21 protein-coding genes, 1 pseudogene and 1 other annotated feature are annotated in these 21,150 nt (G+C 41.1%); of the genes and pseudogenes, 6 read left to right on the top strand and 16 right to left on the bottom strand.

Annotation, left to right across the window (positions count from 1 at the left end):
* On the top strand, positions 1-384 hold a 384-nt coding region (locus JMX82_RS13000; RefSeq protein ID WP_201540855.1), incomplete at its 5' end, for a transposase.
* Between the two features lie 126 nt (positions 385-510).
* Here the strand turns inward: JMX82_RS13000 and JMX82_RS13005 are convergent.
* The 13 genes and pseudogenes from JMX82_RS13005 to JMX82_RS14295 form a co-directional block, all read right to left on the bottom strand.
* Positions 511-921, bottom strand: a complete 411-nt coding sequence (locus JMX82_RS13005; protein WP_105245849.1) for a type II toxin-antitoxin system HicB family antitoxin — start codon at positions 919-921, stop codon at positions 511-513.
* A 143-nt stretch (positions 922-1,064) separates the two neighbouring features.
* Positions 1,065-1,244, bottom strand: a complete 180-nt coding sequence (locus JMX82_RS13010) for a type II toxin-antitoxin system HicA family toxin (protein WP_201540863.1) — start codon at positions 1,242-1,244, stop codon at positions 1,065-1,067.
* A gap of 118 nt (positions 1,245-1,362) precedes the next feature.
* On the bottom strand, positions 1,363-1,872 hold the full coding sequence (locus JMX82_RS13015; protein WP_201540856.1) for a hypothetical protein: 510 nt from the start codon (positions 1,870-1,872) through the stop codon (positions 1,363-1,365).
* Complete coding sequence (locus JMX82_RS13020; RefSeq protein WP_201540857.1) at positions 1,850-2,005, bottom strand: hypothetical protein; 156 nt, start codon at positions 2,003-2,005, stop codon at positions 1,850-1,852. Before JMX82_RS13020 ends, JMX82_RS13015 begins: the two co-directional genes overlap by 23 nt.
* 184 nt (positions 2,006-2,189) lie before the next feature.
* Complete coding sequence (locus JMX82_RS13025) at positions 2,190-2,870, bottom strand: hypothetical protein (RefSeq protein WP_201540858.1); 681 nt, start codon at positions 2,868-2,870, stop codon at positions 2,190-2,192.
* Entirely contained in the window at positions 2,867-4,288 is a 1,422-nt protein-coding gene (locus JMX82_RS13030) for an asparagine synthetase B family protein (protein ID WP_193834232.1), read from the bottom strand. The genes JMX82_RS13025 and JMX82_RS13030 overlap by 4 nt, the downstream gene beginning before the upstream one ends.
* 2 nt (positions 4,289-4,290) lie before the next feature.
* Positions 4,291-5,349: a GTP cyclohydrolase II RibA gene (ribA, locus tag JMX82_RS13035; RefSeq protein ID WP_165598454.1), complete on the bottom strand. Its 1,059-nt coding sequence runs from the start codon at positions 5,347-5,349 to the stop codon at positions 4,291-4,293.
* Position 5,350: 1 nt separating this feature from the next.
* On the bottom strand, positions 5,351-8,692 hold the full coding sequence (locus tag JMX82_RS13040; RefSeq protein ID WP_193834234.1) for a glycosyltransferase family 2 protein: 3,342 nt from the start codon (positions 8,690-8,692) through the stop codon (positions 5,351-5,353).
* A gap of 358 nt (positions 8,693-9,050) precedes the next feature.
* Positions 9,051-9,515, bottom strand: a complete 465-nt coding sequence (locus tag JMX82_RS13045; RefSeq protein ID WP_165598456.1) for a hypothetical protein — start codon at positions 9,513-9,515, stop codon at positions 9,051-9,053.
* An 84-nt stretch (positions 9,516-9,599) separates the two neighbouring features.
* The gene (locus JMX82_RS13050; protein ID WP_165598457.1) at positions 9,600-10,280 is read right to left on the bottom strand and encodes a hypothetical protein; all 681 of its coding nucleotides are present in this window, start codon (positions 10,278-10,280) and stop codon (positions 9,600-9,602) included.
* A gap of 37 nt (positions 10,281-10,317) precedes the next feature.
* Positions 10,318-11,073, bottom strand: a complete 756-nt coding sequence (locus JMX82_RS13055) for a hypothetical protein (RefSeq protein ID WP_165598458.1) — start codon at positions 11,071-11,073, stop codon at positions 10,318-10,320.
* A 211-nt stretch (positions 11,074-11,284) separates the two neighbouring features.
* Positions 11,285-11,674, bottom strand: a complete 390-nt coding sequence (locus JMX82_RS13060) for a hypothetical protein (protein WP_201540859.1) — start codon at positions 11,672-11,674, stop codon at positions 11,285-11,287.
* A gap of 444 nt (positions 11,675-12,118) precedes the next feature.
* Positions 12,119-13,101 (bottom strand): annotated as a pseudogene (locus JMX82_RS14295) (IS3 family transposase); the annotation flags it as partial.
* Positions 12,710-12,826, bottom strand: a sequence feature (AL1L pseudoknot). (Overlaps the previous pseudogene by 117 nt.)
* Positions 13,102-13,183: 82 nt before the next feature.
* Between JMX82_RS14295 and JMX82_RS14395 the strand changes: the two are divergent.
* The 5 genes from JMX82_RS14395 (at position 13,184) to JMX82_RS13095 (ending at position 18,400) form a co-directional block, all read left to right on the top strand.
* A complete protein-coding gene (locus JMX82_RS14395; protein ID WP_240990549.1) occupies positions 13,184-13,270 on the top strand; it encodes a DUF45 domain-containing protein in 87 nt (28 codons plus the stop codon).
* 526 nt (positions 13,271-13,796) lie between these two features.
* On the top strand, positions 13,797-14,648 hold the full coding sequence (locus JMX82_RS13080) for a thermostable hemolysin (RefSeq protein WP_165597699.1): 852 nt from the start codon (positions 13,797-13,799) through the stop codon (positions 14,646-14,648).
* Positions 14,649-14,697: 49 nt separating this feature from the next.
* Positions 14,698-16,338: an AMP-binding protein gene (locus tag JMX82_RS13085; protein ID WP_165597700.1), complete on the top strand. Its 1,641-nt coding sequence runs from the start codon at positions 14,698-14,700 to the stop codon at positions 16,336-16,338.
* Positions 16,339-16,511: 173 nt separating this feature from the next.
* Positions 16,512-17,468 carry a TauD/TfdA family dioxygenase gene (locus JMX82_RS13090; protein WP_025653054.1) on the top strand — a complete coding sequence of 319 codons (957 nt, stop codon included), beginning with the start codon at positions 16,512-16,514 and terminating at the stop codon, positions 17,466-17,468.
* Positions 17,469-17,545: 77 nt separating this feature from the next.
* A complete protein-coding gene (locus JMX82_RS13095) occupies positions 17,546-18,400 on the top strand; it encodes an SDR family oxidoreductase (protein WP_165597701.1) in 855 nt (284 codons plus the stop codon).
* A gap of 31 nt (positions 18,401-18,431) precedes the next feature.
* On the opposite strand, the gene JMX82_RS13100 is transcribed toward JMX82_RS13095, so the two are convergent.
* The 3 genes from JMX82_RS13100 to JMX82_RS13110 form a co-directional block, all read right to left on the bottom strand.
* Positions 18,432-19,133 (bottom strand): VIT family protein, encoded by a 702-nt coding sequence (locus JMX82_RS13100; RefSeq protein ID WP_025653056.1) that lies wholly within the window; start codon positions 19,131-19,133, stop codon positions 18,432-18,434.
* A gap of 136 nt (positions 19,134-19,269) precedes the next feature.
* On the bottom strand, positions 19,270-19,953 hold the full coding sequence (locus JMX82_RS13105) for a hypothetical protein (protein WP_025653057.1): 684 nt from the start codon (positions 19,951-19,953) through the stop codon (positions 19,270-19,272).
* A 63-nt stretch (positions 19,954-20,016) separates the two neighbouring features.
* Positions 20,017-21,126 (bottom strand): FAD:protein FMN transferase, encoded by a 1,110-nt coding sequence (locus JMX82_RS13110; protein WP_160022937.1) that lies wholly within the window; start codon positions 21,124-21,126, stop codon positions 20,017-20,019.
* Positions 21,127-21,150 lie beyond the last annotated feature (24 nt).

The raw sequence follows: 21,150 nt of genomic DNA on the forward strand, positions 1-21,150 counted from the left end.
TTAAAGGCCATTTACGGCGCTGATACCCTTGAGATGGCAGAGGCCAATCTTGAGCACTTTGATGAGACTTGGGGCAAGGAATATCCGCATGTCATCAAGTCTTGGCGTAATAACTGGGAGGGCCTAACAGTGTTCTTTGAGTACCCTAAAGACATCAGAAAAGTCATATACACTACCAATGCTATTGAGTCACTGAACAGTGTGATTCGGACAGCGGTGAATAAGCGTAAGGTGTTCCCATCTGATCACGCAGCTTTCAAGGTAGTCTATCTAGCAACCCAGCAGGCATCCAAAAAGTGGTCGATGCCAATCCGTAACTGGACGTCTGCTCTTAATCGCTTTATGATTATGTTTGATGATCGCATCAGCAGGCATTTAATCTAAATGGCAGTTACACAGAATCTGGGATGGTCTCTACACTACAATATTCTCTTATATTATCTATTTTAAAACTTTCAAAATATATAAAAAAGCCCCGCAAATGCGAGGCTTTTTATTAAAACACTAATATCAATGCGCAAAAAAATTCTTTTCTGCTAATAATGCAATAAAATTACTTCTACTCTTATAACGTTCTTTATTGCTTGCAACTTTCTCATCAATCATATGAATCAGACGACTTGGTAAAGTTACATTGATTTTTTCAGTTTTTCCGAGATAACGATTTACATCGACTGGCGCTAAAGCCCAAGTTACACCTTCGTACTCTGGATTATCCATATAAGCACCGATATCAGAAGGAAGTGGGATTTGTTCTCCGTCTTCTACCAAGCCTTCTAAATGCAGCTCGATAGCTTCAATCGCCATATCAACAGCATCTTGATAGTTATCAGCGGCAGAAAAGCATCCTGGTAAATCAGGTACACGGATACCATGCGCTGTATGACTATCTCCTCTCTCGATTGCGATAGGATAAAACATGGCTAGACTCCTTTATATAGGTTTTATTAATTCAACGGTATAGATTATTTCAAAACAGATTTTTTATTAGTATTTACAAGTTAGCTGTAGTCAAACGTTAGCTTCGTTTGCAAACAAAGCTAACTATTGCTAAAGCCACTGGATCATTTCAATCCAGCTTGTTTGAAAATACTATTAACAGTACCTTTCGGTAGGTCTTTTTTAGGGTGTGGGACAGTAACCCTGCCCTTTTTAGTTTTATGCTTGTACTGAAAATGACTACCCTTAGCGACCCAATACCATCCATCTGCTATGAGCATATCTATAAGCTCGGATGACTTAATAAAAACCTCCTATAATCAAAATTCATTTCTATTGTAATAACCATAACCCTAGGGTTATAAATTATTAAGTACAATATAACCCTAGGGTTATTATATGTCAAATTTATTCTTAAATATTTCAAAAAGGGGAAAAATCAGCTACTGCGATAACCTCGCCAGCCACCGCAACCTTGACGTCCATATTCTGAGTTGATGGTAGGTTAACCGTAATCTCTGGCACAACCTGCCACGGCACAAGCCGTGATAATGTAGGAGCAAGCTCTGACAGCTCGCAGATATTTACCACTGCATCAAGTTTAATACGAATACGACTGGTCAAAAACCTATCTGTACGCACGGTATCGGTCAGATATGAGGGATATTTGTGCGCTAAGGATTTAGAGTGCCAAAGCCTCATAATTTCATTTTGTTTGGGGTATAGCATATCAAGAACAAACTGCAAAAATCCCAGCCAGCGCTCACTTGCCAGCGCTTGCCAATTGGCATAGATAATCCGCATCAGTGTATCAGATAGCCCGTCATCATCACGCCTGAATACCACCAGACCGTTTAGCTTAGTAAAGCACTCTACGACCGACTGACGACCCTGGCACGGCACGCTATAGTTAAATATAGTTGAAAATACCATTGAGCGCATTAAGAGAATAATCATCAACCATTTGTGCAAATATATCCGCGATCGCTTGCTCAAGCTCGCCCACTTTGTGGCTTTTTACAATCGAACCAATATACTCACTGGTCGGTAAGCTGGCTCGCTGCATATCTACCCACTATATCGGTCATACTGAATTGCCGCTATCAGTGGTTTGCGTTACCCTGACAATGATTGTATCTTCAGGAAGATAGGCCCACTGACGTGGGACCTATGCCGTCAAATCCGTACACATCAACTTGGGAGATAGTAGTATTACATGTGGAATGAAACTATCAGATCAAATTTTAGAATTAGTTTCTATTGCTAAATTGAGATTCGAGTGGCTTAATATCATAGCCAAAATATTCCTCTATAACGTCTTGCAGGTTATTCATACTGATGTTCAGCACCTCCTCGTAGCCACTATTGCTGTAAATTTCTAATTGGGTATCGCGAATAAATAAAAAGCGTTTACCAACAACCATCGAGAAACGTAACTGGCTACTAAATGGATAGATAATATCGGCAGAAAAGCGGTTTTCAATACTGTGATAAATTTCGGTTTCAGACTTTGCGGCAATATCAATTTCCATTTGTTTTTTTTCTACATTACGTTTTCGGTGGTAGACTGTGATCACATCGTTTTCTATCGTAGTCCTAAAGCGCATGCCGTAACACTCATATAAAATGGGGGTTGCGGCTGGGATAAGTTGAATGGATGGCCACCCATTGCCAATATCTGCAAAGTAGCGCTGGTTGCCTATTTCCAGTCTTACTAGTCGGTGGATATCTTTTCCACCAATGCGAGCAGAGTGCAAGTATGCATCTAACCCAACTGCTTTGGTTGCATCTAAGTAGCTTAGAGCTTTGTCTGAACAGGTACCGCCATATGCCATCGTTGCAGGGTGTACGTTGTTGAGTAGGTATAAGTTATGAAATGGCTCTTGCTTAAATTTATCGAGTAGTATTTGTTGGGCTAAATGTACAGTCATCTATGAGCCCCTCCTCGTTTAGCAATAGCAGAATCAAATGTTGGATAGCTAAAAAAGTAAGGATCGTCTACATCGTACGTGAATGTGGCTTGCCATATTTCCTTAAGTTCTGCTATTTCTGTATTACCGTTACGGGTTAAATAGTCCACTACCAACTTTCGGATGCCACTACCAACATCAAAAGAGGTCTTTTTTCGGTTTGCGATCTCGACAGGCAATAAGTGCCTAAAGGCATCTCTAAGTGCTATCTTGTTATGACCGGGAATATAAAACTGCTTATGCTCAAGGTCATCGGCAACCCTTTTTACTGTACGATCTAAAAATGGGCAACGAGCTTCAATACTATGTACCATGCTGCACTTATCAAGCCTACGAAGTTCCGTAAAGTGCATATCGGTTATCAGCTTGGTACGAGTAATTTGCCACTCTTGTTCGGATAGTTGCTCATGGTAACCAGCAAATAGCTCATCTGCCCCCTCTCCGGTTAGTACTACCTTTAAGCCTTTCCTCTGTACTGCTTGAGCTAATAAATAGGTCGCAAGACCATTGCTAATGATCGATGGATTGTAACTTTCAGTTGCGTAAAGTACCTTATCAATCAATCCGGGTAACTTTTGCTCACTTGGTAATGGGATGTAGATAACTCGTTTTAATCCTAGGTGTTTAACAAGCATTTCAACCATAGCAACATCAATACTATCGGAATCTCCCAGAGTAAAATAAGTTACATCTTGGCGATGCTGACAAGTTATAGCCGCAATAATCGAGCTATCTAGACCTCCGCTCAGGAAAACACCGAAGGGCTGTTTAGGTAAGCGTTTAATGACTGCTTGTTCCATTGCTGAAAGCAGATTAGATGTTGTACTGGTTAACTGTTGGTGGTGTGCTATCTGGGTAAGCGTGCCCGTGGGTAAGTCAAGCTGACTAATACCAAGGGGTACTTGCTCGAACCAGTCAATATTTTGTAGGGCTTTAAGTTCACTGACAACAAATAGGTTGTTATCGGCGTGACCGTAAAACAGTGGCTTTTTACCCATATGGTCGCGAAACAATAGAATTGAATCTGTCTCCAGTTGATAGATAACCCCTGAATAAAATCCGTCTAACTCGCTTAGTACCTGCTCACCCAGTTGAGCGAATAGTGGTGCGATTACATGTGTATCGCAGTCGCTATTACGGAAAAGATCATATTGTTTTTCAAGTAAATCTGCATTGTAAATCTCGCCATTAAAAGCTCCTATCATACAGCTGGATTTGTAAGGTTGGCGTCCTGTAATGCTTTCATCATTAATTGCCAAACGTGCAAACCCAATAGCTAATTTCCCCTTGATCCAATAGTGTTGGTCATCAGGACCTCGATGAGCAAGGCGAGTTAAAGCAGCTGATATATTCTGTTCGGCGGTATCACCGTGAAGCACGACTATTCCGCACATAGTTGCGATTCTTTGTTGAACTGTAGCTGATTACGCAATTGCATTAACAGTTCACCTAACCGATTCAAGCCACTACCATCTTCTGCATCGCCCCAATAGCTGTCATTGAGTGTATGTTCGGCTATGTGATATTGCTGGGTTGATAATAATAGCACTTCAAGTTCAGGGTTCTGAGTAAATTTGGCTGTAAGTGCTTGCAGCATTATATCTTCCTTAATGTTATGCCAGTTAGGTTGTAGGTGTTGTGATTCTAACTGCTTAGCCATTTGTTTAGCCAACATAGGACTTGCTGCACAGCGTATGCGCTCTTGCAATGTATGGTCTCTAAATTTTTGTGCTTGGTAAAAGTGCTCTGTTGTCGGCCAAATTTTATTATGCAGATATATGGCATGTTTTGAAAAGTTGGAAAGCTCTCCCCAGGTTTGGTCTGAATGGTAAAATAAAATAGAGTTAATATTGTCATACTCGAAACCTAAAGGCAGGCAGTGCCCTAATTTTTCGTTTTTACTTTTCAAGTAATCTATATTTTCAGGCCGTATTTGTGGGTGTGTATTAAGTAGTTCTACTTCGATTCCTGCTTGTTCTAGTGCGCGTCGCTTACGCGGGTTGTTTGATACCAAGCGCACTTGTTTTATTGCCATTTCTTTTAGCACATTTATAGCTGGTGCATAATCGCGAACGTCTTGTTCTAAACCCAGTGCCTCAAATGACTCTGCTGCATCTAAAGCTTCACTCTGCATTTTGTATACTGCTTGAATCTTATTAGAAAGGCCCTGTCCACGGCCTTCTTGATGTAAGTGGAAAATGATCCCACTTCCATTGTGTGCCATTATTTTCATGGATTCGCGCAATTGGTCGGCACAGTCACAGTCCCTTGCTTCAAATACTTCAGAGGCTAGGCAAGAAGAATGTAATCGCAGTATTGGTTTACTTTCTAGTTTATTGATATCACCAAAGGTGACTACTCGTAACATTTCGTTGCCGGTATCGTACATTCTAAATGTGCCGTGTGGTGTTGGGAGTTCGCAGTAATTTTTAAAAGGCATTTTATTCTATTCTCTCAAGGGTTTTCTGATGTGCTTTTGCAAAGAGGTCACTCTGCGGCACTATTTGATTTAAAAATTCGTAAATATGGCACTCGTTCATTTGTTTAACTTGGGTTTCTAATTTAGTAAAAGCATCTGGGTTAAAAGAGCTAGCCAAGTACTTATACAACTCGCTCAGTTCTGGATATTTGGATAAAGCTTGCGTTAAACCATTGATTCGGTAAAAACTGAGCCTTAAACGTGAAAGACGAGTATTGCATTCTGATTTGGTCGCTTTCCATACTTGGCTAATCTCAATATCAGTAAAGACCAAGTTATGTCGTTCGTTGTTTCGTAGAAATTCTTGCAGACCAGCATACAATGCCGATCCCATGATTTCATCCTGTACTTTACTTAAATTCAAAATTGGTTCGTGCTGTATGCGCCCAGTATGTTGAACAGGAAATGGCGCACTTTTAATAGTTAGTCCATGGTAATGTTTATTGACTATTGCCCAGACCATGTCTGAACGGCGAGCTTCACGGCCATTAATCTTAAAAATTAGGTTAGGCGTTTGTATTAAGGCTTTAGCGTTTAGTACAAAGGTGTTGCCTCCACGGTTTACCGTATCTTTTGCTGCAGCTAATGGAGATGTTGAACATGCTGGAACAATACCACGAGTGAGCGGGAAGCCCGTGACCAATAAAGGCGCATGTGCAATCAATCGAGAGCGAGCTTCAGTGACACTTTCACCTTTGTAGGCGGGTTCAAGCCAAAATGGTGCTTCGATATGAGCCGTATGTTTACGAGATAAGTCATAGTAATAATCAGGATACTTATCTCGAAGTATTGTATTTTCGTGGCTGCGATCAGGCAGTTCGATATTGTTTGGTAGTTTATCAAGCCAGCGTAAGTTATGAAGCAGATCTACCAATTGGCCACGTAGGCCATTTAATGGAGGATTAGGCGATGAGCCTTCGTATTGTCCGATCACTATATCGACATCTGCTTGCTTAAACACTGGTAGCCAAGCTAGAAACTGTTTGGCTCGGGCATCTAAACGCATATCGTCATCAAGGATCCAAGCATAGTTATTTGGAGTCATTGTACATTTTAAACCAACATATTTTTGCAGCATGCTCCGTGCATGTGCAATTCCCACTTGGCCTTTTGGTCGTTTTGCCAAGTCGGAACCAAATAGGCCGCTTGCAGCATCTTCTGTCTGTTGTGTTTCGCTTATTATTTTTATATCACCCACTGACCTTTTGCTGAATGAAAGCGTTTCTTTCACAGAGGTATCTGAGCAACCGTTGCATAGTACTATGGAGTTTATACTGGATAAAAAATCACATTGTGCAAGTTCAGCAATACTATTTAATAATGGCAATAATTTATGTGCATCACCGGTAATCACACCAATAGTTAGGGCAAATGGCTTGGATGGTTTTTCTAGTGAAGCAAGTGGCAGCCATGCCTCCTGTGCTTGTTTAAGGTTACAATCAATACCAGTTAATCTTTGGCGAAATGCTTGATAGCCCTGCATTTCTGAGAAATTTATTGTATGCAGAGATTGGCGCATTAAGTGCTTGAGATTTGGATGATCCACATGATGAATAGTCAGATAAGCCCTCCGAGCCATGTGTTCGAACCCTAATTCATTCCATGGGCGAATATCCGCGCCATAATCAATCAGTTTCACTTCACCCTGGGTTTTTATTAAGTTTTTCGGGTGCATGTTATTACATACAATTCCTGCTTTGCTGCAACTGTGTAGCAAGTCCATCACTTGTTCGCAGTTGCCACCTTGATAAGGAATGCTATTTTCAAAGGGATAAGTGAGTACCAAAGTTTTTCCATCTGATATAACTTCATCAAGGGTATACAAACCAGGTAGATTGTACTGTTGTGAACTGAACCATTTTAAAAATTTGATTTGCTCAGCAGGTATGTTGGTTTTCCAATAGTCAATGCATTTAAAAACACGCTGACCATCTGTCATAACAACAGCTTCAGAGCCCATACCAAGTAGTAAAAGCTCATGAATACCAAATAGCCTTCTGATACGATCATTAGTTGCATCAATGCGGCATTGTTTTATTCTATTAGCGAGTGTCGCATGCGGTTTGATGAGGAGCTCATTACAGCGGTTAGTACATAAATGATGAGCGCCTAAATACGTCAGTATTGCTAATAAATCTTTCTCGCTCTCAATAGAGCGGTGCTTTTGAAAGTCACCATCTTTTAATACCCATGCGCTATTACCAATAGTTTCTTTGGCAACAAATGCTGTGGCTGTTTCAATACTCGTTTGCTGATGGCATAAATTATAGCAAGTAACTCCCAGTTGATTCATCCGCTCAATAAACGCACGCAAATCAATCTGATCTAATTTTTTAGTTGTGGTCAAAACGATATTGAAGCTAACCAGACTTTTTTGGCCTAAATGATGAATTCTTTCAATAGCTTGCTCTAATTGGTTAAATAAAAGACTTCCTAATTCAACGCCAAGAGTTAATGCGATTTGAGATTCCTGCTTTAGTATCTTTTTTGGTAATATTTCTGGCTGCCAGAAAAACAAGCGCTGTGCGCGTTCAAGAAACGCGTTACTTTGATCAGCGCTCATACGTCCATGGTATTTCTGCCAAAAAACTGCCAATCCATTATTCTTGGTTGGTGAGTTTGGTGTACTAAGGCGTTGACGATCACTATCGGCATAGTGATTTAGTAGTGGTTTTTTTATATTGCAGTAGCGTATTGCGTCTAATTCACAGAGACGTATACACAAGTCTCGATCAGTGCAACTTGATAGTTGCTCATCAAAACCGCCTGCCATCAACATAATATCTAGTGATAAGAATAAGTTAGAACCTTGAATACCTGGATTTCCGCATAAAAACAGCTCTTCATTTAGTGAGTCAGGAGGTATACATTTGATAGGCTGTTGTGCATTACCTTCATAACGGTAAAAGCCAGCTGCCACCATATTGCAATGCTGTGTGATTGCTAACGATTTGCAGTTTTCTAAGTAGTTAGGATGCCATTCATCATCGTCGTCAAGAAATGCTAAAAATAGTGAACTGAAGCCCTGTTTTTGTTCGTTGCTCAGATATTCTATTGCCGTATTCCATGCTCCACTAGCACCTAGAGTTCTCTGGTTTAATAAATATCTAACATGGCAGTTAGTTGATGGAATAGATTCGACTATCAGTCTGTTTTGGAGCTGAATTTTTTCAGCAGAATCGTCTACAACGATGATATAGCTCGGTGATATAGATTGCTTTGATACTGAGTATATAGCTCGTTGTTTTAGCAGGTTTGGTCTGTTTTTAGTCGCAATAATCACTGCTATTTGTGGGGCGTTCACACGATACTCCATTGCTAATGAACAACTAGCTTTTATACTTGCGTAGTAAGGTTATAAAGCTTCTTGTATTAATAGGCTAGTAGTTCAGTCAAAACTATTTAATATCTTTACTTTCATGTCATTGGTTGGCAATCATACGAGTTACAAATACATAAAAAGGATTACTAGTGATTTTATTTCATGGATGCAGTTTCGATAGTAGTAAATAGGCTACTAGCTATATATGAAACATAGCATTAGCAGCCTATTTTTTTACTCAAGTCATGTTTGTGATACTGGTATTTATTAATACAAACTAATTAGTAGTGATTTATTACATATATAATTTCAAATATGTGCTGGCATGCCAGCAATAGTCTTATCCTACATTACAACTTGTTAGCACTGGCGTACCTTTTTTGATGATTTTGATTAAATTAGCACCATCACTTTCACCCTCATAACTACTACTATAGTATCCGTCGATTTCTATTGTCATTGGAATGCGATAGCACTTCTTTTTATTAAGCTTTAATCTCTCAATCTCAGGATTGTCTGACTCAAGCGCAAACTGAGTAGGATAGTTTGTCTTAGATGCTTTGGGAATCATCGCTTTTGATTTGTTATCAACAGTAAATTCAGCCGGAAATCTTGCTTCGTTAACCATATTATATTCGAGAATTCCTGAGACTACAGTCTTTCCTTTATATCTTGTCAGGCCCTCATTATCCGTAGTACCGACCTTTAATGGCGTAGCTGGCTTTGCCGCGGGAGCGGCATAAGCTGATACACCAGTAAGGGCTAATGCTGCTGCTACAGTAAGTGATACCAATTTGTTTTTCATTTGAAATCCTTTTGTGGGTTAGCTATTTTGCTGCAATAGTTGGGTTTAGACTGTGTACGTTATCGCATAATACGATTAGAGTATTTAATCAAAAAGACAAGTAAACGTTTTGTTTTTAGAATTATAGGTTGCACCCATATCTATTATTTCATCCCAATACTCCATCTTGTAAGATTTAAAATTAGGCAAAATAGTGGAGAGATTGGCGGTTGGTGCGAACTTTAAGGCTTCACCTGCACCTGAAGATTCTGGTCTAAACATAAATACGTATTCCTCTAAAGGCTGGCCGCGATATTTAATACCGTCTTTGAATATTAGATGATATGCGGTAAACTCACCTCCCTCTTTTATTTTTACTTCCTTTATCGTATCTCGATATGCTGATAACCATTGTGACCTCGGCTTAACAAAGTATCGGTAGTCTTGTGATACCCCTTTAATACTATCCTCTAATGACAACTGACTTTGGTCGAAAGTTTTAAAAGATAAATTTTTACCTACACATCCGCCTTCCATATCACCAAATAAATAAAGCATATCACTTGTTGGTAATTTTTGAGAGCTGCTTATCGCTACTTTATTAGTATCCACAGAAGAGCCACCTAAGCCTTGTTGTACACCTGCTATAGTGCCTGTCACTACCTCATTCACCAAAGAACCAACACTTTTTACTACTGTTGTGCCCATTGTTTGACTCTCAGCACAGCCTGATAGAGCAATAAGGCTGCTAATAGCAACCAATGACAACATATGATTCGATTTCATAATTTAATCCATTAGCGTTTAAAATACTGAATAAATATTACAGGTCAAAAGTACAGGTTATCTCATTACCATCATCATCAGAATCTATTAAATTAGGGTACATATCTCTGTTTTCAGGTTTATAAAAGTCTTCGAAGCTTTTAGCGATACCAAAATCCTTGGATGTACCAGAATTGCCTTCTTCTATCATTGCGAGAACATAAAGAGGCTGATAGCCTTCTTTTTGCCATTTGTAAAAATGCTGGGAAAAAGGAAAGTCTTCACCTGTATCACAATTAGATTGCACACGCGTTAATTCTTTTTCTCTAAATAGATCTTCAAGCTTATAAACGGCACTTGTTGTTTCATCTTCTGCTATGCCCTGACCAGAACTAATATTAATTAAACTTGGTTTTGTTTTAGTGCCGTAAGCTACAACATAGCTATGATCATCTAAGTCACCAATGATGGAATAGTTGGTACCTCCATCTAAAGTAGGTATCTTGTTTCGCCATTCTCGCACACCAGGTATTTCAGCCAGCGTCTCCCATTGCCAATCAGTATTGGGCTTTAAAGCGAGATAATCAGTAACCTTGGAGAAGCTAGGTGCGTTTTCTTCTTCGACAACCTCTTCTTCAATAACAACGATCTCTTCTTCAGCAACTGCTGGTTCTACTGCAACCACCTCTTTGTTAACAGCCGAATTTTCAGTAGTAACTTCTTGAGTAGCTTCTGCTTCTTTATTGTCCATACAGCCAGATAACGCAATAATACTGCTTATAGCAACTAATGATAAAACATGACCTGATTTCATAGTTAAGCTCTTAATATTGAAAATGAGTGGAAGGACTATAGGAACAAGAATTAATCTTTAGCAAAGAATAATGGGTACGAATAAACCTCCATTCATGTACCGAACACTTTTGCAGTTTTAAATTCATTAACCTATGGATCTGCTAAACAAACAAAAAAGTCGCCCATAGTTTATATAGACAACTCTTAATGATTTTTTAAAATGGTAATAGCTATTTACAGAATTTGGCAAAGAGGTTATTCACTACGGGGCGAGGTAGCGTGTAATCAGCCATCGCTTCTTTCAGGCTTTTGTAATCTGTATCACTTACTATGTTTGAACTTATTGGGTTTGAACAAGTAATACTTAGCACTCCTCTAAAACTACTTGTTTTACCATCAGCTGTTAAAGCAATCAGCAGATTGTCTGGCTTTTTGAGATTAGCGCCTGTATACCCTCCTATTGTCATAGGATACGCAGTCCAAGTAGTGGTATACACACCACCGTCTTGACTAGTATAGACATTAATACCATCTGAGAAACTAGGGGCTGCCAATGCACTAGTAGATACAAGAAATGACAGGCTCAAGAAAGCTAAAGATAATAAATAAGTGGATTTCATTACCACTCCAATAGTTAACATTCGTCGTGAATTTTTACCTCCCTCATAATATAACACAAATGTTTTATCTTGTTACATAAGCTTAGTTAAATGTATTGATAAATATATAAATTTAACGAATTAGCATATACCATGTTTTATCATAATTCATAAAAAATTATTAAACAGATGATAAGCTCTTTGGTGTTGTTATCACATGGGATATTAAAAAATATCGAATGAATGGTGTGGCCGGTAAGATAGTTTCAAAATAATTGGCTTATATACATATATTTGAAAATTATTCATTGCGACTATCTATAATATTACGAGTCTATAAATAGTGTTTATAGCTATACTAATCAGAACACAATATATTAATAATCTCTCCAAGCCTATTCATGTAAAGCTTATAGCACAAGTTACTAATAATATTTGTCAGGTATCTCTGTGAAAATTGGGGTTTGTACCAACAGAAGCAATCACGCCGCAGTCCGTCATCTTATCGGTATAGCGAATAGATAAGTACTGAACCCCTCGATCACTGTGATGAATCACATCTTTGGGATTGTTTCTATCTGTTATCGCTTGATTTAATGCTGCCATTACCATATCGGTATTCATACGATTAGATACTTTCCAGCCGACGATAGCGCGAGCAAACACATCAATAACAAAAGCGGTATTCGCCCAGCCGCTTATCGTCTTGATATAGGTAAAGTCTGCCACCCAGAGCTGGTTAGGGCGATGAGCGCTAAAGTTACGATTAACCAAGTCATCAGCACGCTTTTGATCATCACGGCTGTGAGTTGTTATTTTACCCTTACCGCGCCAGACACCTTGTAGGCCATGCTGTCTCATTAAACGCTCTATGGTACAACGAGCAACCTTTAACCCATCAGCTTTCATCTGCTGCCAGACTTTACGCGCACCATAACGGCATTTGCTGTCAGTCCAGATGCGTCTGATTTCACTGATGTAAAAGTCGTCATGCTGACTGCGAAGGGAACGCTTCTCAGGGCAATCCTCCAAGTCTTTAGCACGATAATAAGTTGACGGGGCAATCGGTAATACTCTACAGATCAGCTCGACCCCATAAAGATGTTTATTGTCGTCGATGAATTGAATCATGATTTTAGTCAGCGGTCGAGCTCCGCCTGGGCGAAAAAAGCCGCAGCCTTTCTGATGATTTCATTAGCTTGCTTGAGCTCTTTATTCTCGCGTTCAAGCTCTTTGATGCGTTCTTTGTCGCTTTGCGCTTGCACTGAGGCAGGAATAGTTTGATCGATGTGTTTTTTATGCCATGATCGTAGGGTTTCAGGCGTACAGCCAATCTTAGGGGCAATGGCTTGAATGGCTGACCATGTAGAGGGATAGTCGTTTGCTGCTTCGATCAGCATGCGAACGGCGCGTTCTTTAATCTCAGGAGTGTAGGTTTGTCTTTTCATTGTCGTATTCTCTCAGAATGTTGAGTCTCCGACAATCTCGGGGCGGTTCAATGGGACTGTCTGTGGCTAGCAAGTACAAAAGATGAAAACTAAATGGGGTAGCTGCAATATCGAGCAATGGCGAATATTACTTAATCTTGAATTGGCTAAAAAGCCCTTCCCGGTTTAGAGTATATTATCGTGCATGAGTTATTACACTTTAAGGAACGATAGCACAACGATAGATTTAAAGCATTATTAGATACACACATATCTGACTGGAGATCGAGACGTGACTTACTTGATCGGTTGCCTGTAGGTCAAAATGACTGGCAACAGCGAGAGTAGTATCTTATTGTCTGATCAGATATATAGATTCGCTACTTTTAAGCTAGATATAGGCTGGCTTGAGATTTGTCAGATGCTAACCACCTCATTAGTGCGGTTATAAGAATATCAATATCATAAATTCATATACGATGTGACTGATTTTTATAGAAGTAAAAAAGGTTGCCAACACTATATTTTGCATAGTGTTAGCAACCTTTCTTTAATTGGTATTTTACTTAGTTGATGTGCTTAATATTGGGGTTTGTCAATACCGGGGTTTGATTGTTAAAAACGATACAACCTTAAGGTTCAGTTAAGGTTGCTCCTTTATCATGCTTCCATGATGTTAATCGTGCTAAAAGCTTTTAGCCATTTGGAGACAGCTGATGTCATTATCTATTGATAGCACTCATACCTTGCAGAATGTTCTAAATACGACCTTCTATATTGAAGCCGTTAAGCCAATGTCAATATTGGAGGTGCAAGGAATACCTTCATCCCTATATATACGCGCCAGCACTCAAATTCCAATAGCGACATCGCCTACTTCATATACTCAAAATCAAGATGCCCAAGCATTCATCAAACAAATATATGAGTACATCCATCACGCTAGATTAAGCTACTTTATGCCTATTTTGTTTTCAGGTTTTGCCGATATGCCATCCTATGGCGATTGGTTATCCGCTGACGATGATACTTTGCCCGCGTTTAAAGGCACGAGCGTTGCTATCGGTCTAAAATCTATCTGTGAAGATAAGATATTTTTAGAGCAGTATTTAAACACGCCAATACAAAATGAGATCAGTAGAGTAGCAGGCGAGCCAGTCAATCGTCAGCGCATTTTTGAGATTGGCAATTTAGCATCAGGTTGTGCTGGTAGCGCGCGGCTTATGATAGCATTTTTGGTGTTTTATTTATCTACCCCTACCCTGAATCCTACGACTCATGAATACCAAACCAAAGCAGACTGGGTAGTGTGTACTGGCACCGATGCTGTGCGACATATATTGGCGCATATGGGCATTCGCAGCCATGTTATTGCCAAGGCCACTGCAGAAGCGCTAGAAGACCCTGAGCAAGTATCATCATGGGGCCATTACTATCAGCACAACCCTTTGGTGGTCGCCATCAATGTGGCAGATGCTAAGCGGGTATGCGCCCCTCATTATCGCTATAACGAAACGTTAGAGATGAATTATGCCACTCGTTTGACGCTAAATAAGATAGCCGTTTAGCATCTACTTAACCCCTAACACTGCACAATTACAAGACAGTGAGAACAATATGAAACCCATTTATACCGCGATATGTGAGCATGCTCGCCAGTCACCCATGCAGGTGGCGATAAAAACCATAGACAATGATAAAACGATCAGTCTGACTTATGGCCAGCTCCAACGCAAGTTGTCAGCGCTTCATGAAACATTAGAGACATGGCAAGGCAAGCGTATCGCCTTATATGCGCATAATGATATAGATTGGGTGATACTCGATTTGGCACTGAGTTACGTCGGCGCAATCGTTGTGCCAATTCCATTATTTTTTAGTGCCTCGCAAATTGCCCATTTACTACAAGATGCACAGATAGAGATGGTATATGTTGGAGTAGGTTTAGCACTGCCAGTCATAGATAATATGGATCATTGGGTGATTGCTGATACGCCAGAAATAGAAGCTTTAAAGCTTGAGCAGTCGAATCATATCACAGGCAGATTTTATCAACTTACTGACAATACCCTCACCTCTCAAACGCCCCCTATTGCCAGCGATTTTTGCAAAGTCACTTACACCTCAGGCAGTACCGGTATGCCAAAAGGCGTATGTTTGGGTCAAGACACCTTAATGCGTATTGTCGAGTCTTTATCGGACGCGCTGGCTGATACGTTGGTAAACGATACCTCTAACACTTCACAAGTTACCGATACCACAAGCAATTTTGGTCATTTAAGTGTGTTGCCTTTTGCCACTTTATTAGAAAACGTGGCAGGCGTCTACGTGAGCCTATATATGGGGCGTACCTTGGTGACAGGGCAGATTGATCAATTTGGATTGTTATCCAATCAAGCATTTGACGCCGAGCGGCTGATAAAAATCGTACGAGCCCATGATATCGCCAGCGTTATTTTATTACCACAAATGCTAAAAGCAATTTGCGAGCACATGGTAGCCAATGAAAAATCCCAAATTTGCACAAGCACTAGTGGCGAGTGTACGCCTAGTACTACTTTGCCATCATTAAGATTTATGGCAGTCGGTGGCGGCAAAGTCTCCCCTCAATTACTACAAGAGGCTAATGCACTAAGCTTGCCTGTCTATGAGGGCTATGGCCTGTCTGAATGCGGCTCTGTGGTCAGTCTCAATACACCAAAAGCAAAGCGTGAAGGCAGTGTAGGCAAACCCATGCCTCATGCGTCAGTTAACATCGCAGATAGTGGCGAAGTAATGGTCAAAGGCAATGCGATGCAAGGCTACTTAAACCATGACAATAGCAACGAAGACAATGGCATCATTGCCACAGGGGATATCGGTCATCTAGATGACGACGGATATTTATACATTACGGGTCGACGCAAAAACGTGCTCATCAGTAGTTTTGGACGCAATATCTCTCCTGAATGGGTAGAAGCGCAGCTCCTAACGCAGCCTATTATTTATCAGGTAGCGGTACTCGGAGATGGTGAGCCTTATCTATCTGCGGTGATAGTCGCCAACCCTAACGCGGCATCAGCAGATAGCAGTGATTTACAATCTGCTATCAAACAAGCACTAGATATCGTAAACCAAACCTTGCCTGACTATGCTCGTATCAAACAGTGGCATCTAGCCGAGCTACCTTTCAGCACTGACAATGGATTATTAACCGATAACGGTAAATTGCGACGACTACAAATTCTTGAGACTTATAAATCAGCACTCGGCTTATAACGGACACTCTCACCAGCAGCACAACAGACTCTGTTACTAAGCTTTTAATAAAACATAGTAGGAAAAATGCCGTTGACCGTTTAGATAGTACATAAATAGACCAAACCTAAATAGATCCAAGCTAGCCGTTAGCCTACATATATTTTTACCACTTATCGTTATAGGACAGCATTATGCAAACCACTCTTATGCTAAATGATTTGATAAAAAGTGACGTTATCGAAATTGACACTCCTGAGGTACTAACCTCTCAAGTGTCTGCCAGCGTATCATTACCTAAGACCTCTGATATTTTAACGGCCTTAAAAACCCATGGTTGGATGTTACTTCGAGGTCATCACTACGATGTGGACACGTTTAGTCAGTTGATGAGTCAACTGTGTCAGACCTTAACCTATGATCCTGCCCGTCAAAACATCACTTCTGAAGCCCAAAAAGTGGACGCAGGTGCGCATGCTATTGGACTACATATCGAAAATGGCAATACGCCGATGCCACCTGATGTCATTGCCTTTTTTAGTGAGTTAAGCGCCAAAAAAGGCTCACAAACAACGATATGTGATGGATATGCTGTGTATCAAGCACTATCACCTGAGCTAAAAGCCACTTTTAGTCAGCCGATGCGTATCAGTCGCTATTTACCTCAAGCAATTTGGCAAAATTACGTGGCTACTGCGACCGGCAGAACTGATGCCGCTGATCAAATAAGCTTGGATGATTTAGATAAATTTATCGCTGCGACGACGAGCAAGACGTTAACGCATCATGTAGAGCCTCAGACAGATGGCGGCGTTCGGTACGTGTTACAGGTACCTGCTATCCGAGAGGACAACTTAAGCGGGCAGTTCGCCTTTGCAAACACATTACTTGGGCCATCATTTAACTATGAAAAACCTAAGTTCACCCTAGCGAATAGTCAAAGCGTTGATGATGAGCTAATAGCCAAGCTGACTCGAATCTGTGAAGTGCATACTCAAGAAATTGCGTGGCAAAATGGTGATGTGGTGATACTAGACAACAAACGCATCATGCATGGTCGTCGACAAATTGACGTGCCCTTAGCAGAGCGTAAGCTGTATATTGCGATGGGTCTTGGAATTAAGCATGGCATTAATCACTCAGACGATTAGCAACAGCGCATATCACTACAATCCGTGCTTCAATAATCCATGCTTTAATAATAATTGTTCAACAAGGATGCGATATCATGACACTACCTAATGGTCAATCAGCCCTAATACAGTCTACCCTGCAATACACCATACTAATTGGTGCCACGGGTGGTATCGGACAAGAGATCGCACGGCAATTATGTGCCAATAATCGACCGGTAATCTTGATCGGGCGTAACAATCAAACCTTGACGCATTTAGTGGATGAGTTGACCAAAGACTATCCTGATGTCCCGCTTCTGTCTCATACATGTGACTTAAGCTCGCAGGCGTCGCAATCGCTACTGTTAGAGGGGCTGGGTGAAATGACACAAGGCCATGGAAACGTCATTGATACTGTCATACTCAATGCAGGTATCAATGACTTTGCATTACTCACGGATCAAAGTGATGATACGATCGAACAGATGATGTTGGTCAATGTGGCGTATCCACTACAGCTCATAAAAAGACTACTGCCTATCTTGATAGCACAGCATAGTCCGAGCCAAATAATCAGTGTTGGCTCAACCTTTGGCAGTATTGGCTACCCAGGTTTTAGTGCTTATAGCGCTAGCAAGTTTGCCTTACGCGGCGCAAGTGAAGCGTTAGGCCGCGAGTATGCCGACACCTCAGTGAAGTTTCGATATTTTGCGCCTAGAGCCACCAAGACCACCATGAATAAAGATGCAGTCGTCGCCATGAATGAGGCATTGAAAGTGAAAATGGACTCGCCTAAGACCGTCGCAAAAGCGTTGATTCGCTTTATATCAACCAAGCAGGCGCATCAGCATTTGGGGTTTCCCGAGCGTTTTTTTGCATGGCTCAATCGACTGTTTCCCAACATTGTTGGCAATGCCATTGTCAAAGACCTACCCACCATCAAACAATACGCTAAAAAAGGACAGTAACCAGTTAGGTTGTCATGGAGTGAGTATGTTGTTAAATGGCCACGCCAAATAAGCGGCCAATCAATGAGGTTGCTACCATAGCTAGTACCCCCCAAACTACTACTCTAGTAGTAGCAGGAACAACAGGCGCACCGCCCAAACGAGCAGAGATGATCCCAAGTAGCATTAAGCCTACTATCGTCAAAGAGGCCAGTGACCAAACCAGTGTTTCCGCTGGTAATAGTAGTATCCCAATGATCGGTAGTATCGCCCCCGCTATAAATGATAGTCCAGAGGCAACTGATGCATGAATAGGCTTCGCTTCACTAAGATCCGTTAAGCCTATCTCATCACGAGCATGGGCCTCCAGGGCATTGTGCTCAGTCAAGCTTACGGCCACTTGATGTGCCAAATCATGCTCAAGTCCCCGCGCTTCATAAATTTTTGTGAGCTCTATTAGCTCACGCTCAGCATTATGCGTCAGCTCATGTCTCTCTTTATCGAGATCCGCCTTTTCGGTATCCGCTTGTGATGAGACAGAAATATACTCGCCAGCCGCCATCGACAACGCACCTGCGGTCAACGCGGCCATGCCAGTCAACAGCAATGTCTGACTGCTTGGACTGGCAGCCGCTACCCCAACCAATAAACTGGCTGTCGAAATCAAACCATCATTCGCACCCAGCACTGCTGCCCTCAACCAATGATTGCGATTGCTCAAATGTGCTTCGTCATGAATAGAATAATGATGCATAAAATCCTTAAAAGGTATAGACACGGATTGGTATATCCTAGTGTAGCTTATAATATCACTGCAGTTTATACCGCTTGATACTATAACGCTCCATACATAGTCATTTGAACGGTCAATCGAATTGCCAATTAAATAGTCACTTGACTTGTTTCATCATCAATAATCTATAGCTAGTCAATACAAAAACCAATGTCTGACTACTTGCATAAAATAACAGCAACGGTAATGCTCGACTGTCAGATCCCACCATAAACACATGGATGCTAATAAGCATATAAGCTGTAAAGGTCAAAAAGTGTAGCCATCGCCACACTGATTGACCAATATACTTCTTAATATAGAAACTGAATGCACAGATAAATAACAGCCAAAACCCCATCTGTCCCAATGCCACGCCCACCCGATCAGTCTGGAAACCAAAAGGTACTAAAATCTGCCATATATGCAGATTTAGATAGTTATCCGCCAATAAAATACCAGCATGAAAAGCGGCAAAGCCTACCGCTATCAGACTTAAATACTGATGCAAGGCAAATACCCTAGCCGCATTAAAATGCTTTCCTAAGCGTGTACTCAGTAATAAACCAAAAACCACTGCCAGCCAAAATAAAGCATAAGCAATCACACCACTTGCCCGTGATAAATACCAAAAATGCTTATCTGTGGCGGTCAGTAGTTGTGAGACCGTCTCTCCCCACATCAATAGCATGTAGCTGCCGACTCCGATGGCAATACTCAAAATCAATACAATCCACATAACCTGAACAAGAAGCGACGTATTAGAAGTAGCCTGGCTGTGAGTAAGATTGTCTGTATGCATGACGATACTCCTATGAATGCATCTACTTAATATATTGGTATCTGGCGTATAGAGCGTGAGTCGTTAGACGGCAACCAAGTTGGGCTCACTCAAATTTGGCTCAATAGCAATGGACGATATCACGTTGTTATTCGTATCAATTAAGAGCGCCGCAATATGATGCTGGTTCAGCCATGTTATTGCTTCTGTAACGCCGAGGAGCACACAATATTTTGCGTATACCTCTGCTGTTACAGTATCCGCAGCCATGACCGTTGCTGTCAGGACATCACTGATAGCCGGACGGGAATAATGAGGGTGAATTAAATGATGCTGCCAACGACCTTTATGCCACCAGCGCCGATAATCTTGCCCAGAAGTGGCGACAGCACCAGATCTCAAAGTAAGAATTGCGACATCTTGGTCGTTTTGCATATGCTCGCCATTAGCACAGTAAGGTTTAGCAATTGCCACGCCCCAAACAATTGGACTGTCTATTGCATTATCTAGGGCTTGGCTTCTTGGGACACCGATTGCTATATCACCGCCCATATCTACCAAACAAGGGAGTTGCCAGTCATGACTTCGACTAATCTGCTCAGCTAATTGCATGGCACACCAGCCTTTGACATAACCATTCAAATCAAGTGCTATTCCAGCGGGCAGGTAGATCTGATGCTGACCATCAACCAATCGGCGACACTGAATACTGTCTATTTGCTGATTAGGATTGTTAGCATTGGGTTGAGCTTGTAAGTATGTGGCGGCATTTGAGCCAGAGTTTGAGGTAATTACGGGTATAGATGGCGTAGACATTTTTGGCAAGGTTTCAAATGACTGCCTATAACCAGCAGCCCAGAGCGGTTTGAGTAAGGTTGGGGTTATGAGACCTTGAGTTTCTACAACAAAATATATGGCGCGACCTAAGACCTCAAACAACTCTGCACTTACCTCCCTCCATTGGTCGGTATGATTATTAAGTCTCATGAGCTCACTGGTTTCATCGAAACGACTAAATATATGCTCCCAGCGTGCTAAACGCTGCTGAGTTTCACTTTTTAACAAAGAAATTTGGTGATCTATTATTTCCTGCGAGTGCTGTGTGCCAATCTTGGTAATGTTTAACGTTATTTGAATGTGGCAACCCATCGCCGCCAGTTTCAGAGTCGCCAATTTTGTCGTGTTCTTACTCATCAGAAGACTCCATTTTTTGCGATA

Source organism: Psychrobacter sp. 1044 (assembly GCF_904846525.1).
GTDB lineage: Bacteria > Pseudomonadota > Gammaproteobacteria > Pseudomonadales > Moraxellaceae > Psychrobacter.

Coding starts and splice junctions, on each gene's coding strand:
- JMX82_RS13005 (WP_105245849.1), bottom strand. CDS start 921: ATGTTTTATCCTATCGCAATCGAGAGAGGAGATAGTCATACAGCGCAT.
- JMX82_RS13015 (WP_201540856.1), bottom strand. CDS start 1,872: ATGGTATTTTCAACTATATTTAACTATAGCGTGCCGTGCCAGGGTCGT.
- JMX82_RS13020 (WP_201540857.1), bottom strand. CDS start 2,005: ATGCAGCGAGCCAGCTTACCGACCAGTGAGTATATTGGTTCGATTGTA.
- JMX82_RS13025 (WP_201540858.1), bottom strand. CDS start 2,870: ATGACTGTACATTTAGCCCAACAAATACTACTCGATAAATTTAAGCAA.
- ribA (WP_165598454.1), bottom strand. CDS start 5,349: ATGCCTTTTAAAAATTACTGCGAACTCCCAACACCACACGGCACATTT.
- JMX82_RS13045 (WP_165598456.1), bottom strand. CDS start 9,515: ATGAAAAACAAATTGGTATCACTTACTGTAGCAGCAGCATTAGCCCTT.
- JMX82_RS13050 (WP_165598457.1), bottom strand. CDS start 10,280: ATGAAATCGAATCATATGTTGTCATTGGTTGCTATTAGCAGCCTTATT.
- JMX82_RS13055 (WP_165598458.1), bottom strand. CDS start 11,073: ATGAAATCAGGTCATGTTTTATCATTAGTTGCTATAAGCAGTATTATT.
- JMX82_RS13060 (WP_201540859.1), bottom strand. CDS start 11,674: ATGAAATCCACTTATTTATTATCTTTAGCTTTCTTGAGCCTGTCATTT.
- JMX82_RS14395 (WP_240990549.1), top strand. CDS start 13,184: ATGAAAACTAAATGGGGTAGCTGCAATATCGAGCAATGGCGAATATTA.
- JMX82_RS13080 (WP_165597699.1), top strand. CDS start 13,797: ATGTCATTATCTATTGATAGCACTCATACCTTGCAGAATGTTCTAAAT.
- JMX82_RS13085 (WP_165597700.1), top strand. CDS start 14,698: ATGAAACCCATTTATACCGCGATATGTGAGCATGCTCGCCAGTCACCC.
- JMX82_RS13090 (WP_025653054.1), top strand. CDS start 16,512: ATGCAAACCACTCTTATGCTAAATGATTTGATAAAAAGTGACGTTATC.
- JMX82_RS13095 (WP_165597701.1), top strand. CDS start 17,546: ATGACACTACCTAATGGTCAATCAGCCCTAATACAGTCTACCCTGCAA.
- JMX82_RS13100 (WP_025653056.1), bottom strand. CDS start 19,133: ATGCATCATTATTCTATTCATGACGAAGCACATTTGAGCAATCGCAAT.
- JMX82_RS13105 (WP_025653057.1), bottom strand. CDS start 19,953: ATGCATACAGACAATCTTACTCACAGCCAGGCTACTTCTAATACGTCG.
- JMX82_RS13110 (WP_160022937.1), bottom strand. CDS start 21,126: ATGAGTAAGAACACGACAAAATTGGCGACTCTGAAACTGGCGGCGATG.